A 15,580-nucleotide genomic window follows, 5' to 3' on the forward strand; every position below is an offset into this window, starting at 1 on the left:
CGTTTCACGGGACTGTCCGATTTTCGTCCGGCCTTGGCAATAGATGGAAGATCCGCCCCGCGGTCACCTTTCCTCCCGAAGCGTATCCTTCTGCGTTATCAGTCGGGCGCTATGCTGGCCGCTCAGATATGTCCATAGCCAGCTCCAGGCCACGGCAAAGCGGCTGCGGGTACCGATCAGGAAATAGATGTGGGCAATGCCCCAGATCCACCAGGCAAGCGACCCCTTGAGCTTGATCCGGCCGAAATCGATGATCGCCGCGCGCCTGCCGATGGTGGCCAGGCTTCCCTGGTGCCGGTAGCGGAACGACCCCGGCGCCGGAGAGCCCGTGAAGCGGCCACGGATCACCTGGGCGACGTAGGCCCCCTGCTGCTTGGCCGCGGGCGCGATGCCGGGCACCGGCTTGCCGTCTTCCTGGATGACGGATGCCGTATCGCCGATGACGAAGATGTCCGGATGGCCCGCCACGGTCAGATCGGGCCCGACCTTAACGCGGCCGGCGCGGTCCGCGTCGGCGCCGATCCATTTGGCGGCGGGCGAGGCCTGGACCCCCGCCGCCCAGACGAGCGTCCGGCTCGCGACGAAGCTCTCGCCTATCGTGACCCCCTCCTCGGTGCAGTCGGTCACCGGCGTGCCCGTCAGCACCTCGACGCCAAGTTTCTCCAGTTCGCGGGAAGCATAGGCGGAAAGCTCCTCGCTGAAGGCGGGAAGAATGCGCGGGCCGGCTTCGACGAGCACCACGCGGGCCAGACGGGTATCGATCCGGCGGAACTCGCCGGGCAGCGTTCTATGGGCCATTTCGGCAATGATGCCCGCAAGCTCGACCCCGGTCGGTCCTGCGCCGATGATCGTGAAGGTCAGCAGTGCGTCGCGCCTGGCGGGGTCCTCCTCCACCTCCGCCTGTTCGAAGGCGATGAGCACGCGGCGGCGAATGGTCGTCGCATCCTCCAGGGTCTTGAGCCCAGGCGCGACCGCCGCCCATTCGTCATGTCCGAAATAGGCGTGCGTTGCGCCGGTCGCCAGGACCAAGGTGTCGTAGGGGATCGATTGCCCATGCACGAGCGTCACTTCCTTCGCAGTCGTATCGACGCCCGCTACCTCGCCGAGCAGTGTCGTCACCTCTTGTCGGTCGCGGTAGAGCCGGCGGATCGGCCATGCGATCTCCGAGGTTGCGAGCACCGTGGTCGCCACCTGGTAAAGCAGCGGCTGGAAAAGGTGATGATTGCGCCGGTCGATCAGCGTGACCCTGACCGGCGCACCCTTGAGGTCGTTGACGAGTTGCAGCCCGCCGAAACCTCCGCCGACCACGACGACATGATGTCTTTCCTGCATGGTCTTCCGTCCTGTTCCTCATCCGCTCACATCGAGCTGGCAACACTGTTGAACTCCACACGCGGGAGCGCAAGCCGTTGCCCGGCATGGCTGCATTGCATCCGCGAATGGTCTTCGCCGGACGTTTCGGCGGCCTACTCCGCATAGCCGACGGGCACTGCGGTACCACTTTTCAGGACTTCCATCGAAATCGACGCGGAAACGTCGAAAAGCTCCACCTTCCGCACGATCTGCTTGTAGACGACGTCGTAGTGTTCGACCCGCGGCAGAACCACCTTGACGATGTAATCGTAATTGCCGGTCAGCCGGTGCGCCTCGACGATCTCCGGAATGTCGCTGATCGCCCTGCGGAACTTTTCGATCCAGTCGTCGGAATGATGCGCCGTCTTGATCAGCGCAAAAACCGTGGTCGGCACGCCCATCCTTTCCCGGTCGAGGACGACGATGCGCCGGGTGACATAGCCGGCCTCCTCCAGCCGCTGAATGCGCCGCGAGCAGGCGGAAAGCGAAAGACTCACCCTCTCGGCAAGGTCGCCCATGGCGACGCTCGCATCCTGCTGCAGAAGCATGAGCAGCTTCCGGTCTCTCTCGTCAAGCACGCTCCGACTCCTTGCTCTTGCCATAGAGTGCGCCGAAATTTTTCGCGGCATCTGGATTCGGGCGCAAACGGCTTGCTAAAATTTGGCCAAGCGCCGATCAAAGCAAACACATGCAACCGGGCCCGCACGATAATCTAGCAATGGAACGGGGAACGTGGCGAAGCGTTCCCGACGGCCAAAGGGCAGCAGCAGGAATGACGATGGAAATGCGGAAAATCGGCCTCATCGGCGGCATGAGCTTCGAAAGCTCGGCAGTCTATTACCGCTTGGTCAACGAGGCCGTGCGCAAGCGACGCGGCAAATTACATTCGGCGGAAGTGCTTCTGCATTCCGTCGACTTCCAGGGGATTGTGGACCTGCAGAGAGCCGGCCATTGGGACGACGCCGCCCTGCTTCTCTCCGATGTCGCCCGCGGGCTCGTCGCCGGCGGCGCGGACTGCATCCTGATCTGCAGCAATACCATGCACATCATTGCCGACGCGGTGCGTGCCTCCGTCGACGTCCCGTTGATCAGCATCATCGACGAAACGGCCTTGCGCCTGAAGGCCGCCGGCAGCCGCAAGCCCCTGTTGCTCGCCACACGCTACACCATGGAACACGGCTTCTATGCCGAGCGCATGAACACACATGATATCGACCTGATGGTACCCGATGCGGATGGCCGGACACTCACTCACAACGTGATCTTCGACGAGCTCTGCGCCGGCCAGGTGCTGAACGTCTCGCACTCGGCAATGATCGGGCTCGTCGAGAAAGCAAAGGCGGAGGGTGCGGACGCCGTCATTCTCGGCTGCACCGAAATCTGCCTGCTTCTCGATCCGGCCGAATTGCCGCTCCCGGGCTTCGATTCCACCGCCATCCATGCGGAGGCGGCGGTCGAATTCTCGCTTGGCGACCGGCAGTAAGCTGCACCGCCGAAAGGCGCTGATATAGCAGGCCCACCGCAGCACCGAGAGCAATACCGATCGCCATGAGTGTGGCGATGCCACAGGCCCGTGGCGACAATCCGCCTATGGCGTGTCGTCGTACTCCGCCCGCGCCTGCCGGATAGCCTGGTGGTTCTCCAGCGACCAGTCGACGAAGACCCTTAGCACGTCAAGAAACGAGCGCCCGAGATCCGTGAGGCCGTATTCCACGCTCGGGGGCTGCGTCGGGTAAACGGTACGGCGCAGATAACCGTCACGCTGCAGATCGCGTAGCGTCTGGGTCAGCATCCGCTGTGAAATGTCCGGGATGAGCCGCCTGAGCTGCGAGAAGCGCAAAGGACCGTCGGCGAGCGATAGAATCATCAGCGAGTTCCACTTACCGCCGATATTGTCCATCACGTCCCGCACCGGACAATTGTCGATGTCCATAGGCATGCCGCAGACGACTGCCACCCGCTCGCCCTTCAACGTGCCCGACGCCCTGGTCATGGCGGTACCCTTTCCGTAACCACGGCAGAAAAAACTGCCTCCTTTACAGCTCTTAGCAGATCACGGGATAAGAGCAACTCTCAAAAAGAGACCAGCTTTCGGGATGAGCTCATGTCGACAGGACATGCTGAACAACGCGCTGGAGTGGAAACGAAAGGAAAAACATGTCTGGAAGACTGCTCGTAACCGGCGCCGCCGGACAGTTCGGCAAACTCGTGCTCGATGCGCTCCTGACCTCCGGCAAGACGAAGCCGGCCGATATTACCGCCACCAGCCGGGACATCGCCAAACTGGCGGACTACGCAGCGAAGGGCGTCGAGACCCGTGCCGCCGACTTCGACGATCCGGCCTCGCTCGAGCGGGCCTTCGCCGGCGCCGACCGCATACTCATCATTTCGACGGATGTTCTCGACGAACCAGGCAAGCGTCTGAAGCAGCACCTTGCCGCCGTCGAAGCGGCCAGGAAGGCGGCGGTGAAGCACATCCTCTATACGTCGATGCCGCAGCCGGAAACCTCGGTGATCCCTTTCGCGTCCGATCATCTCGGCACCGAAGAAGCCATCAAGGCGACGGGAATTCCCTACACGATCCTGCGTAACGCCTGGTACATGGAAAACCTGCTCCTGTCGCTCCCGCACGCGCTCGCGGCAGGACAATGGTTCTCCTCCGCCGGCGATGGCCGTATTTCCCACATCGGGCGCCGTGACCTTGCCGCGGCCGCCGCTTCCGCTCTCCAGTCAAGCTCGACCGAAAGCCGCACTTACACCCTGACCGGACCGCAGGCCCTCACAACCGGCGAGATCGCCGACCTTGTTGCCAAGGCCACCGGCAAGACGCTCGAGATCGTCCATGTCTCTGACGAGGCATTGGCTGGCGGTCTCAAGAATGCGGGTCTGCCGGACTTCTTCGTCCCGATCCTCGTCTCCTTCGACGCCAATGCCCGCAAAGGACATTTCGACATCGTGACCGACGACACCGCCGGGCTTACCGGAAGGCCCCCCATCGACCTCGCCTCCTTCCTCGAGGCGAATAAGTCGGCACTCGTCCGCTGAACATGAGGAAGCGGCAGGCCCGGCAAACGACCGGGCCTTTTTAAAAACGGGAGCAGAAGAATGCGCAGCTGTTCGGAATTCCGGCCCAATTCGAGGGTGGAGGTCGACGTTCAGCGCAAGGCGGTCTCGCTCGAACTCTGCGGCGCGGACGCTGCGGCCCGGCGAGCTACCCTGCCCTCCTCGGCCTTGTAGAAATATTGGCTCGCCACCAACCAGCCCTTTAACGGCCTCAACGGCGGAATACAGGTCAGGAACATGAACGGCCCGGTGACCAGGAGATGGACCCAAAGGGGGGCGTTGTATTGCACCTCCAGCCACACGCCGAGAAACACGCTCGGCACGCAAGCAAAGCAGATCACGAAGAAAGCAGGCCCGTCCGCGGGATCGGCGAAGGAATAGTCCAGGCCGCAGACTTCGCATCCTTGCCTGAGCTTCAGGAAGCCATCGAATAAATGCCCCTGGCCGCAACGGGGGCAGCGACCTCGTAATCCCGTATGCAGCGGCGACAGAGGCGGCCACTCATGATCCGACATCGTTCTTCCTTTCAGTCTTCTGCATGCCCCCGCAAACCCGCAAGCCTGCGAGACGTTCCCGTCGACGACGGCACTAGCCGCTTCGTCGACCCCCAAAAGATGACATACAAACCATACAATAACAATGAATTGTATGCATACGGGGGCGCGGCAATTCCACGCAGCACCTTCGCACGGGAGTATCACCCTTAAACGATGAGGTTTCGGGCCGCCGGCGACTGAGCGAGGAGACCGGCGATGACCTCCAGGCTGTGCCGCAGTTCATCGCGTGTCCGCGCAGACCCCAGACCGAGCCGGACGGCTTCCGGTGGGTCGGAGATCGCGAAGGCATCGCTGGCGACGACGCCGATCCCCGCCGTTCGCAGCTGCGCCGTGAACTCGCCGCGATTCCAGCGGGAGGGCAGCTTCAGCCAGAGATGAAACCCCTCGCGATCGGCGAGAAGATCGGCGTCCTCGAGGCTCTTGATCGCGATCTGCTGGCGCGCGCCGGCTTCCGTGCGGATCGCTCCCAGGACCGCTTGCGCCGTTCCTTCCTCCAGCCAGCGCGTGGCGATAGCCGCCGAAAGCGGCGACGTCATGCCGACCGTCGCTCGGATCGCCCCTTCGAGGCGGACTGCCGCCGATCGATCGGGCGCGACGAGATAGGCGATGCGGAGCGCCGGCGAGAGGCACTTGGCAAGCCCCGCTATATGAAAGACGAGGTCCGGCGCGAGCGCGGCCAGTGGCGGAACGGGGTTCGCGGGCAATGCGCCGTAGGCGTCGTCCTCGATCACGGCCACGCCGTAACGGCGTGCAATCGCCACGATCGCCTCGCGGCGCTCGAGCGGAAGCGTCACGGTCGTGGGATTGTGAAGGGTCGGATTGCAGTAAAGCGCCTTCGGCTTGTGCCAGGCGCACGCCTCCTCGAACGCGTCGGGCAATATCCCGTTTCGGTCGATCCGGACGCTCACGAGCTCGATACCCATATGCGCCGCCAGTGAGCGGAGGCCGGGATAGGTGAGCGCCTCGGCGCAGATCCTGTCGCCCTTCGTCGCCAGTCTCCCGACGCTCGCAAGCAGAGCCCCTTGCGCTCCTGTACAGACGACCAAGCGATCGGCTCGAAGGTCGCCGAGCCGCGGCTTGAGCCAGGCTGCACCGGCAGCCCTGTCCCGCTCCGTGCCGCCGACGGGCTGGTAGCGCATCAGCAGTTCGGGATCACGCTGGTCGAGAGCCGCAACGTCCGTCCACATTCTCTCCGACAGGGCTGGGTCGTCGAAGAGCGGCGGCAGGTTCATGCTCATGTCGACGAGACCGCCCAGCAGGCCGCCCGCCAGACCGCCCGATGAGGGACGTGCGGCGCTCCTGCGCCGAGCCGTGACATAGGTACCCTGCCCCACCCGACCTTCGACCAAACCGCGCCGGCGCGCTTCGTTGTAGGCCCGGCTGACGGTTGTAAAGTCGATACCGAGCGCGGCCGCCAGCGCGCGCTGCGGCGGCAGGCGCACTCCACCCTCCAGTCGACCCGCCGCGATGTCCGCGGCGATCTCGTCGGCAATTGCGAGATACAGCGGTCCTCGCGCTTGGCCGAGCGCCGGCATCCAGGAAACCTCCACGCGATCCACGTCCATCGGGGCCTTTCGAGTCTTACAATGTATGGATATTGCATGGACGGAGTTTGGCGCGCAAGATCGCCCTGGTCGACAGACTGGAGCGCGCGCGGCTTTCGGGCGATACGACTAGCCGGGCCCGAACCGGCGATTGGTTTCGCTCGGCATGAGGTCCTTGAACATCCTCGGCACGATGGTCATCGCACCGTAGACGCTAAGGTGGTCGTCGTCGGAATACAGGGGAATGCCGTTCTTCTCGACAGCGCAGACCGGATTACAGAGGAGCGGCACGGCGCTGACGCGCTGTACGCCCGGGTCCTCGTCGGCAATCGCCAGGACCGAATTCGCCTTGGCGCTGCGTGCATCGACCGCCTGCCGCGTTGGCGGAGGCGGCAGGTCGGCGTTGATGAGGCGGTGGAGCCCGAGCGCGTGCGGAACAGACCAGCCGATCTCCGGTATCCCGTCCACGATGACGACGCGCCGTCCCGTATCGCGGATCTCCCGAACGGTTTTCAAGAACTCGCTCTTGAAAATCGCGTAGTTTTCGGCGGTGCCGTGGCTCGCCTCCTCGAAGTCCACACGGTCGAGCACTGCCGGGCGCCCCGTCTCGCCAGGGTATCGCTTGCCGTTCGCTGTGAGCGGCCAACGTGCGCTCAGGACAACGACCGGAAAATCGGTGCTTTGCTCCAGCATCGTCATGATGGCCTCGTTGAAGGCGACGCAATCTCCGCTGTGTTTCTGATCCACCCGCTGCACGCCGAGGATCGGCGGGCATGCGCCCTTGAAGGCGACCGCGCCGCCTCGTTTCCGGCCGTCCATCAGGAAATCGAGGCCCGACAGAAGCGCCCCTGCATGGGAGTCACCCCACAGGAGCACGTCGTTCCTCCGATCCGAGGGCGAACTTGCTTCGCCTTCGATGCGGCACAGTCCGTCCTTAGGCAGCTTGCCGTCACACCGCCCGCGGCGCGCGTCGATATCGCGACTGCCGGCATAGGCAAGTCGGACATCCTGCGGAAGGCGTTCCGGAAAACCCTCCCGCAGGTCTGCGACTGCTGAAACGACCGAGAGGACGGCAGCGCCGGCGAGCGCGGAGGCGAAAATGCGTTGCCGCGAAATTCCAACCGGCGGCCGGCTACGGAAGGGCCTTTCGACCAGACGCCAGCTCGCGAAGGCACAGGCGAAGGAAAGGCCTATCGCAAGCGAAGCCTGCGCGTAAGGAAGGTCCAGCGTACCGAGGGTCAAACGGAAATAAACGATGATCGGCCAGTGCCAAAGGTAGAGCGAATAGGAGACGAGGCCGATCGCCACCGGCACCGGGCTGGACAGAATGCGCGCTACAGCCGTCTGGCGTTGCTCGCCCGACCAGAGCAACGCCAGGGCTCCGAAACATGGCAGCGCGGCGGCAATGCCTGGAAATGGCGTCGCGGCGCTATAGAGCGCGACGGCGATGAAGATTGCCGCGATCCCCGACAGCGCGATCGCCTCGACCAGGTACGCTTTCCGGCAGGCCGGAAACACGCCGAGCGCCAGGAGCATGCCAAGTCCAAGCTCCCACGCCCGCGTTGGAGCGAAATAGAAACTCTCCTGCGGATAGGGACCCGTCGCCCAGACGGAAAGCAGGAAGGAGAAGATACAGAGACCGACAAGCGCACCGAGAACGGCCCTGCGCGGCCTCCCGTAGAGCCACCAGAGGAGCAGCGGCAGGACGATGTAGAACTGCTCTTCGACGGCCAGCGACCAGGTATGAAGCAGGGGTTCCAGATCCGCACTTGGAGCGAAGTAGTCGGAAGTGGAGAACCAGAACCAGACGTTCGAGGCGAACATCATTGTCGCCAGTGCCGAACGCGCAAGGCCGACCAGCATGTCCGGCAGAAGGAGAAGCACACCGGCAGCAAGGCACGTCGCCACGACGACGAAGAGCGCCGGCAATATTCGGCGGGCACGCCGCTCGTAAAACGTAGCAAGCGAAAAGCGACCTTCGGCAAGATCCTTATGGAGTATTCCCGTGATCAGAAACCCCGATATCACGAAAAAGATATCGACGCCCACGAACCCGCCGGAAAAACCCGGAATGCCGGCATGATACAAAACTACCGGCAGGACCGCGATCGCTCGCAGCCCGTCAATATCCTTTCGGTACTCCATCTGAGCAATCCTCGAGCACCTGCAATAAATTTATTCGAAATAACTTGATCGATAACGCTGTAGTGTGACCTCTATAATACAAGTGGAGCCCGAACTGAACTCAATTACGTTGATCCGCCGCTTTTTTTTGGCCTCAGCTGCCCGCAGTCGGCGCGCGCAGCTTCACACCAAAAGAGGTACGCGCGAAAATCCCTCGTCAAAGCGACACGCAACAAGAGGCGCGCCGAGCTACCAATCCGTCGCCCTAAGCCGTCTCGCCACAGGCGCGGCGGAAGCGTCGTACGGTCTCGGCCATTCCGTATTCGAGCGCATCGGCCGTCAGCCCGTGTCCGATCGAAACCTCGGCGAGTTCGGGAATGTGTTTGACGAGCAACGGCAGATTGGCGACGGTCAGGTCGTGGCCGGCATTGACGGCCAGACCAAGGCCGATCGCGATCTCCGCGGTGCGGCCCAACTCGATCGCGATCCGCTCCGCCTTTTCCGGATCGTCGTAACAGCCGCCATAGGGTCCGGTATAGAGCTCTATACGGTCGGCCCCGGTCTCCTTGGCAAGCTTCAGCGCCTCCGGGTCGGGAACGCCGTCGGCAAACAGCGAGACGCGGAAACCTCTCTTCTTCAGCCGCCCGACGACGTTGCCGAGCAGGTTATGGCTCTTGCGAAAATCCCAGCCATGATCAGAGGTTGCCTGTGCCGGATCGTCCGGCACCAATGTCACCTGCTCGGGTTCGTGCCGCTCGACCAGTTCGAGGAAAGCCTCGTTCGGAAAGCCCTCCATGTTGAATTCCGCAGCCGGAAACTCGTCGTCGATCAGGTCGCGGATCGGCTGGAGATCGGAAAAGCGGATATGCCGCTGGTCCGGGCGCGGGTGGACGGTCAGTCCGCTCGCTCCCGCCTGCAAGGCGGTGCGGCCGAGGCCGGTCACAGACGGCCAGGGGAGATCGCGCCGGTTGCGCAGCATGGCAATGGCATTGAGATTTACGGAGAGCTTTGCAGGCATATCGGAACTTTCGGACGAAACGCCCCAATTGAACGAGGGGCCGAATGATGGCTACGCTGCTGTTCTACCGCAGTTTTCAGGAAACCGAAATCGATCTTTGCCCGGCCCCATCACATGACGCCTCTTTGACAGCGATCAGATAGGTTGATATCAACGTTACCGCCGATGATTGATTGATGCCGCAGTAACCGGAGGAGAGTGATCATGACGATGCAGACCACCGCTACGGAACTCGCAGCGCGTAACCGCGCCCGCTTTCCCAACGAAAGTCCCGACTACCGCCGGGCGCGTAACGCGCTTCTCGCCGAGGAGATCGAATTGAGGCGCCACATCGAGCGGGTGTCGGAGCTGCGCAGGCGATTGCCGCCGGGCGGCGAAGTCACCAAGACCTACCGTTTCGAGAGTGAGAGCGGAACCGTCACACTTGCCGATCTCTTCGGCGACAAGGATACCCTCATCATCTACAGCTATATGTTCGGGCCGCAGCGCGAAAGACCCTGCCCCATGTGCACCTCCCTGATGGCCGGCTGGGAGGGCAAGGTGCCCGATATCGAGCAACGCGTGGCACTCGCCATGGTCGCCCGTTCGCCCGTGGAGAGACTGCTCGCCGCAAAGAAGGCCCGCGGCTGGACGCAATTGAAGGTTTATTCCGATAGCGACGGCGCCTTCACCCGAGACTATGTCAGTGCCGAGGATGAGGACGTTCCGGGCTATACCGTCTTCACGCGGAGAGACGGAAAGATCCGGCACTTCTGGAGTGCGGAGATCAGCGGCGAGATGGCCGATCCGGGCCAGGATCCGCGCGGCGCACCCGATCCCGACCCGTTATGGACCCTGCTCGACACCACGCCAGAGGGACGAGGTGCCGACTGGTACCCGAAACTCGAATATAGCAGCGGCCAGTGATCGCGCCGTTTTAGGCGCCCTCGCCTGCCCGTCCATAGAGGACCGTGCAGGCGACGGCCTTGCGCGCCCGCCAATCCACGCATTTCTGCTGCGGAGCCCGAAACGCGGACTTTTTGACGCGCGGCCTGACAACCACCATCTTTGGGCCTAAGTTTCGAATCAGGCTAAGGTTGCTTATGTTCTAAAACAATTTGAGCCGCATCTTTTATTGGAGCCATCGATGACGCCAGCCGAAAGGCCATGCAATGAGACGATCCGGCGAGCGCTCGCCCGGATTCTCGATAGCAAGGGCTTTCAACGCTCCGAGCGGCTGCGCGCGTTTCTCGCCTATGTGGTGGAAAAGGAGATCCTCGGTGAAGGCGCCCAGTTGAAGGGCTATTCGATTGCCATCGATGTTTTCGGACGCAGCCAGACATTCAATGCGGACAGCGATCCGCTTGTCCGCGTCCATGCCGGCAAGCTGCGCAAGCTGCTAAAGGCCTTTTACGAAACGGACGGCGCAGACGAAGAATGGCAGATCGCCATGCCGAAGGGGACCTATGTGCCGGAGTATCGCCGGCGGTCGTCCAGTGTGCCTGTGTCTTCAGGTCACGATACCTCAGGCACCCGCAGCCGGCAGTCCGGGCGCAGGCCGCCCTGGCAGCCCGCCCCCTTCTCCTCTCCCTGGGCCGTGCTCACGGTGCTGCCGCTTCTCCTTTTCGTTCCTCTGCCGGCGTCGGAAATGTCGCTCGAGATCGATGCCGAGGCCAAGCTCGTCAATGGTCCTATGGCCGCCGTCAGGGGCCTTCCCTCTGTCAGCATCAGCGTGACCGGCCCGCAGCACAAGAGCACCCGACGGTTTGCCGCGCAGTTGCGCGAGGCGGCGCTTCGTCACGGAACGCTCGGGCAGGCAACCGCGTCCGACGGCGGCCGTGCGTCGGTTTCGGGCAATCAGGCGCTTGCATTCTCCATAGCGCTCACCTGGTATGATGCGCCTGCGGCCGGCATCCGGGTCACGCTTTCCCATGACGGCGAAGGCATCCCCCTGCGCCAGGACTTCATTACAGCGGACCGGCTCGATAGCGAGGCCGACATTCTCTACGAAAGCACCTCGCTTGCGGCACAGCTTTTTGCCCTGGACGGCGAAATCTATGCCCATGCCGCACTGGAAGGCCTGCAAAGCACGCTGATGCGATGCATGTCGGCGACCGCTCAATACCGCAAGCTGCTGACGCGCGAAAGCTTCCAGGAGGCGTGGAACTGTCAGCAGAAACTAAAGCCGCTCAAGGGCGACGAGCCCTTCTTCATCCTCTCGGTCAGCAGTCCGCACAAGATCAACGGTCACTGAACTCTTCACAGGGCGTTCTTCATCCGGTGGGACGCCGCTGAGCGGGAATATGACCCGGCATAATCACGGCCCACATCATATGTTGCCATTGGTGATCGGTGGTCAACTGGCCCGAGAGTTGTTTTCACGCATAGGCAGCGGTAGTATTTGCCGTTAGTCCGCACGTCTTTCCGGATGGACCGCGTGTTCTGCCGAAGGGCAGCTTCCGATGGAACAGAAGAATCCTCTTCTTAGGAAGGAGTTATTCGGAAGCCCTTTTCCATTCGACGCCACTCGATGGCGCCTCCTACGATCTGTACTTGATACGGGCGAAATGCTTGGAGGAAGAAATGAAGAATTGCACGATCGCTCTCGCTCTCGCAGCCTGCTTCGCCTTGTCCGGCTGCCAAACCGCCTCGATGACCGGGGGGCGGACCGGTGAGTTCGGCTGCATCGCAGGCACCGTCGGTGGCGCGGTCGTCGGTGGTCTGGCCGGCGCGACCATCGGATCGGGAACCGGACAACTCTGGGCCGTGGGCGGCGGTGCCGTACTCGGCAGCGCGGCGGGCAGCGCCCTGACCTGCACCTGACCCAAAGGAACGGGGTGATGAAGAGACCAGTCCTCGTGGCGGTGTTCGCGCTTTGCCAGGTGATTGCAGCAGCGGCGCAGGATCAGCCGGTGGCCATGAACCAGGGTCAGATGAATCGTCTCGACCGTGACGGGAACGGCGCCGTCGACCGGCCGGAATACCAGGCCTTCATGACCTCGGCCTTCGCGAACCTGGACAGGAACAAGGACGGAAGCCTGCGCTCGGAAGAAGTGGCGCAGGTTCTGAACGCGCAGCAATTTGCCGCGACCGACGCCGATCGCGACGGGAAGCTCAGCCGAACCGAGTTCCTCAACAGGGTCATGGCCGACTTCAAATCAGCCGACAGAAGCGGCGACGGCAGCCTCCAATAGGGCAGCGCCGCCGCTCGGCCAAGGATGCTCAGTCGCGATGCCGTTGCGGAGCCAGCGCCATCGTCTGCGCGTAGGCCATGGGCGACCGGCTGCCGGGCATGTTCTCGTCGAGCACCAGGGTCTTCACGTCGTCGGAGCGAACGTCCAGCGCAATGACGCGCTCGAGCTTGTCGATCTGCCATACGGCGTAGCCGAGTTCGGGAACATATCCGCAGTCGCATCCGCAATCCCCGCCGAGGATCTCCCGCGGCTCTTCCGGCAGATACATGATCTGCGGCTTCGGCAACTTGTAGCAATGCCCCTCATAGGCATAGCCGTATATCACGCCGATGCTCTTGATATATCGTTCGCCACCCTTTTCGAAATTCTTCGCCGGTATGTTGACGCTGACCGGAAGCTGACTGAACTTCAGCTCATCATCGAAAATGGCGAGGACGATCTGCTGCTTTAAGATACCGGCGAGAACGTCGTTGTCGACCGTTCCGATCGCCGCCTCCTTTACTATTCTCACCAGCGTATTCAGGTCTTCGTCCCCAAGCGAAGTTTCGCGCAGCGACGACTTGATTCTTTGCCGGATCTGCTCGTCCGTGATCTTGAATATCTCTTCTCGCGTTGCCGGTCGCCCGTAGAGGCGTACTTCGCTCGGATTGTAGGTATCGTAGATTGGTTTGGACAGGCCGTCCGGCTCTTTGCCCACTCCGGGATGGCTGCTGCAATTGCTCATCTTCCTCTCCTTTTCTGTCCCCTATCTCGAGCTGATGATTTCACGCCATGCAAAATTCGCCTCCAGAACTCCGGCGGCCGTTCCATCCGCAGCCGCGACGACAGCGGCCGCGGCGTGATCCAGCCGCAAGGTGTCCGGATTGACCGACCGCAGCGAGGCTGCCAGCGCCTGCCCAACCGCGTCGCGGGCCGACCGCAGCGCAAGTCCGAAGATCATCGGCTTGATCCGGAAAGCCTCTGCCGTTGCCTGACGGAACCGGTCGAAATCATCCTGCTCCAGATGCCGGAGGTCGATATCGAGCAGCCGTATGTCGGCACAGTCGCGTGCCACAAGCTCGCGATGATAGAGCTCGACGATCGAGTCGAAAATTGCGCCCACGAACGGCAGTGCGCGGTCATGCACCTCGCGCGTGACCTCTGACATGCGGCGAAAATTCGTGGCGAGACGGATCTGGGTTTCCGGACTCGTCTCGGCGAAGCGGTTGAGCTCGTTGTAGAGTAGGAGGTTCCCTTTCGTCCGCCTGAGCAGCCTGTCGATCGCGGAATCGAAGTGCAGGAACGAGATCAGCGACACAAGGTCTGAAAAGGCCTCGGAAAAGGAGAAGAAGTCGTCTCCGCGCGACACAGCCGTCGGGATGCCGGTTTCCGAAAGGAGGATGAGATGTCCGGTCTCGTGAGCGATGGTGTCGAAATTGAGCGCATAGGGCCGCCTTATTCCGTCGATGTCGGAACAGCCAAGCTCCAGGAAGCCGTAGCCTGCCTGGGCATTGTCCCAATTCACGAAGGCAACGATCTCCAGCCGCGGAAAGGTCTGATCGAAGAACCAGCGGATCGGTCTGCCCAGATAGCTCTGCCAGATGTTGAGAACGAAGTGCACACAGGCATAGGCATGCACAGGCAGGAACGCCCGGGAGTCGGGAGACAGGTTGTCGAAATGGCGATCCGGACCCGGTCCCACCGGTACGCGAGCGGCGCCGTGAAACGGCGGCAGCCGGTCGAAGCCGTAGGGTTCCTTGTCATCGAGCGGATCGACGACATACATGGTCGCGTCGCTCGGCCCCTCGCCGATCTCATCCCTCGGTATGGGCAGCCAGACGCGGTCCGGTTTTTCATAGCCCGGAATGAAGGGTGGCTGAGGGAAAATCCAGAACCGCGTGCCCAGACGGGAATCGCCGGACTCGAGGGCTTCGTCTCGAAGCAGACGCATCGCACACTGCCCCCCGAATGAAAATGCCTAAATTATGGTTTCAATTTATAGGTGTTCACCAAATTCGAGTCAATGCCGCCGGCCTCCAGGTCGCGGAGGAAGGTGTTCGTCGCGATCCAGTCGTCATCTTGCTGCGTGCCGCGATGCTGCTCCAGAAGGCTTGGTGCTTGCTGTAGTGCAAGGATCGCGTCGTGCCTCTTCTGTCCGATCATCTGCTCCCGCAGTTCCTTGCTTCTCTCCTGAGCACAGCCCGCCGCCTGCAAGACCGCAGAAAGCGAGCGCTCCCGGAAGTTCAGATTTCGCGCAAACGTTGTAAGGCAGTCGCGTTCCGAACGACTGACGACACCCAGGCGCCACCACACGGAAAAGGTTCGCTGCAGGTCGACGAGGGCATCCGTCAAAGGCGGAAAGCCGAGTTCCCGCGGGCCCGAATGTACCGCGACCGCATCGTCGGGCGCAGGGTTGGAAAGTGGACCACGTCCGAAGCGCCGATACCACCTGTAGACGAGACCGACGCCGATCATGCCGAAAGCGTCAAGCTCCGCGGCTCTGAGCGCGCCCATGCTGGCGGCGCCGATAACGACGATACCTTGCGCCATCGCCCAGAGAATTTCCTTGTGCCGGACAGCCGGTCTGTCTTCGAACTGCCCGTCGATCAGAATCATGGCCCGCGGTCGAAAGGCATGTGCCGCAAGCAGGACATCCCCCTGGGCGGCCGGCTGCAGATAAATCGCGTCGAGGATTTTCTCCGCCTCGGCAAAACGCAGCGTCGGACCGAGAAACACCAGGATCGGATTGTCGCCTCGGCCGGCCATCGC

General features: G+C 62.3%; 16 protein-coding genes. 6 read left to right on the forward strand and 10 right to left on the reverse strand.

Annotated elements, in window-relative coordinates; translation table 11 throughout:
* Window positions 1–63: 63 nt before the first annotated feature.
* Window positions 64–1,332, reverse strand: a complete 1,269-nt coding sequence (locus tag AC5J09_RS22840) for an NAD(P)/FAD-dependent oxidoreductase (protein ID WP_494298554.1) — start codon at window positions 1,330–1,332, stop codon at window positions 64–66.
* A gap of 134 nt (window positions 1,333–1,466) precedes the next feature.
* Window positions 1,467–1,931, reverse strand: coding sequence for an Lrp/AsnC family transcriptional regulator (locus tag AC5J09_RS22845; RefSeq protein WP_003533799.1), 465 nt, complete (start codon window positions 1,929–1,931; stop codon window positions 1,467–1,469).
* A 200-nt stretch (window positions 1,932–2,131) separates the two neighbouring features.
* Here AC5J09_RS22845 and AC5J09_RS22850 point away from each other — a divergent pair, with 200 nt between their 5' ends.
* Window positions 2,132–2,836 (forward strand): aspartate/glutamate racemase family protein, encoded by a 705-nt coding sequence (locus tag AC5J09_RS22850; protein WP_494298555.1) that lies wholly within the window; start codon window positions 2,132–2,134, stop codon window positions 2,834–2,836.
* A 105-nt stretch (window positions 2,837–2,941) separates the two neighbouring features.
* Here the strand turns inward: AC5J09_RS22850 and AC5J09_RS22855 are convergent, their stop codons facing one another.
* The gene (locus AC5J09_RS22855; RefSeq protein WP_324761969.1) at window positions 2,942–3,346 is read right to left on the reverse strand and encodes a winged helix-turn-helix transcriptional regulator; all 405 of its coding nucleotides are present in this window, start codon (window positions 3,344–3,346) and stop codon (window positions 2,942–2,944) included.
* A 164-nt stretch (window positions 3,347–3,510) separates the two neighbouring features.
* Between AC5J09_RS22855 and AC5J09_RS22860 the strand changes: the two genes are divergently transcribed.
* Window positions 3,511–4,398 carry an SDR family oxidoreductase gene (locus AC5J09_RS22860; protein WP_494298556.1) on the forward strand — a complete coding sequence of 296 codons (888 nt, stop codon included), beginning with the start codon at window positions 3,511–3,513 and terminating at the stop codon, window positions 4,396–4,398.
* A gap of 110 nt (window positions 4,399–4,508) precedes the next feature.
* Here the strand turns inward: AC5J09_RS22860 and AC5J09_RS22865 are convergent, their stop codons facing one another.
* The 4 genes from AC5J09_RS22865 to AC5J09_RS22880 all read right to left on the reverse strand — a co-directional run bounded on the left by AC5J09_RS22865 (window position 4,509) and on the right by AC5J09_RS22880 (window position 9,659).
* Entirely contained in the window at window positions 4,509–4,931 is a 423-nt protein-coding gene (locus AC5J09_RS22865) for a DUF983 domain-containing protein (RefSeq protein WP_275597699.1), read from the reverse strand.
* A gap of 188 nt (window positions 4,932–5,119) precedes the next feature.
* Window positions 5,120–6,538, reverse strand: a complete 1,419-nt coding sequence (locus tag AC5J09_RS22870; RefSeq protein ID WP_494298557.1) for an aminotransferase-like domain-containing protein — start codon at window positions 6,536–6,538, stop codon at window positions 5,120–5,122.
* Between the two features lie 108 nt (window positions 6,539–6,646).
* Window positions 6,647–8,662 carry an acyltransferase family protein gene (locus AC5J09_RS22875; RefSeq protein WP_494298558.1) on the reverse strand — a complete coding sequence of 672 codons (2,016 nt, stop codon included), beginning with the start codon at window positions 8,660–8,662 and terminating at the stop codon, window positions 6,647–6,649.
* A 244-nt stretch (window positions 8,663–8,906) separates the two neighbouring features.
* A complete protein-coding gene (locus AC5J09_RS22880) occupies window positions 8,907–9,659 on the reverse strand; it encodes a pyridoxine 5'-phosphate synthase (protein WP_018095371.1) in 753 nt (250 codons plus the stop codon).
* A 204-nt stretch (window positions 9,660–9,863) separates the two neighbouring features.
* On the opposite strand from AC5J09_RS22880, the gene AC5J09_RS22885 reads away from it, so the two are divergent.
* From AC5J09_RS22885 to AC5J09_RS22900, 4 genes are all read left to right on the forward strand, one after another.
* A complete protein-coding gene (locus tag AC5J09_RS22885; RefSeq protein ID WP_100671632.1) occupies window positions 9,864–10,565 on the forward strand; it encodes a DUF899 family protein in 702 nt (233 codons plus the stop codon).
* Window positions 10,566–10,785: 220 nt separating this feature from the next.
* Window positions 10,786–11,892 carry a hypothetical protein gene (locus tag AC5J09_RS22890; protein ID WP_494298560.1) on the forward strand — a complete coding sequence of 369 codons (1,107 nt, stop codon included), beginning with the start codon at window positions 10,786–10,788 and terminating at the stop codon, window positions 11,890–11,892.
* Between the two features lie 329 nt (window positions 11,893–12,221).
* Window positions 12,222–12,461, forward strand: a complete 240-nt coding sequence (locus AC5J09_RS22895; protein ID WP_018095373.1) for a glycine zipper 2TM domain-containing protein — start codon at window positions 12,222–12,224, stop codon at window positions 12,459–12,461.
* A 17-nt stretch (window positions 12,462–12,478) separates the two neighbouring features.
* Window positions 12,479–12,832: an EF-hand domain-containing protein gene (locus AC5J09_RS22900; RefSeq protein WP_411933660.1), complete on the forward strand. Its 354-nt coding sequence runs from the start codon at window positions 12,479–12,481 to the stop codon at window positions 12,830–12,832.
* Between the two features lie 28 nt (window positions 12,833–12,860).
* Here AC5J09_RS22900 and AC5J09_RS22905 read toward each other — a convergent pair whose 3' ends face one another.
* The 3 genes from AC5J09_RS22905 to AC5J09_RS22915 are packed head-to-tail and all read right to left on the reverse strand — an operon-like array spanning window position 12,861 to window position 15,577.
* Window positions 12,861–13,556, reverse strand: coding sequence for a hypothetical protein (locus tag AC5J09_RS22905; protein WP_324761976.1), 696 nt, complete (start codon window positions 13,554–13,556; stop codon window positions 12,861–12,863).
* Window positions 13,557–13,577: 21 nt separating this feature from the next.
* Complete coding sequence (locus AC5J09_RS22910) at window positions 13,578–14,762, reverse strand: gluzincin family metallopeptidase (protein WP_324761977.1); 1,185 nt, start codon at window positions 14,760–14,762, stop codon at window positions 13,578–13,580.
* Between the two features lie 32 nt (window positions 14,763–14,794).
* Window positions 14,795–15,577: a TfuA-like protein gene (locus tag AC5J09_RS22915; protein WP_494298561.1), complete on the reverse strand. Its 783-nt coding sequence runs from the start codon at window positions 15,575–15,577 to the stop codon at window positions 14,795–14,797.
* Window positions 15,578–15,580 lie beyond the last annotated feature (3 nt).

Source organism: Sinorhizobium sp., from assembly GCF_059070375.1.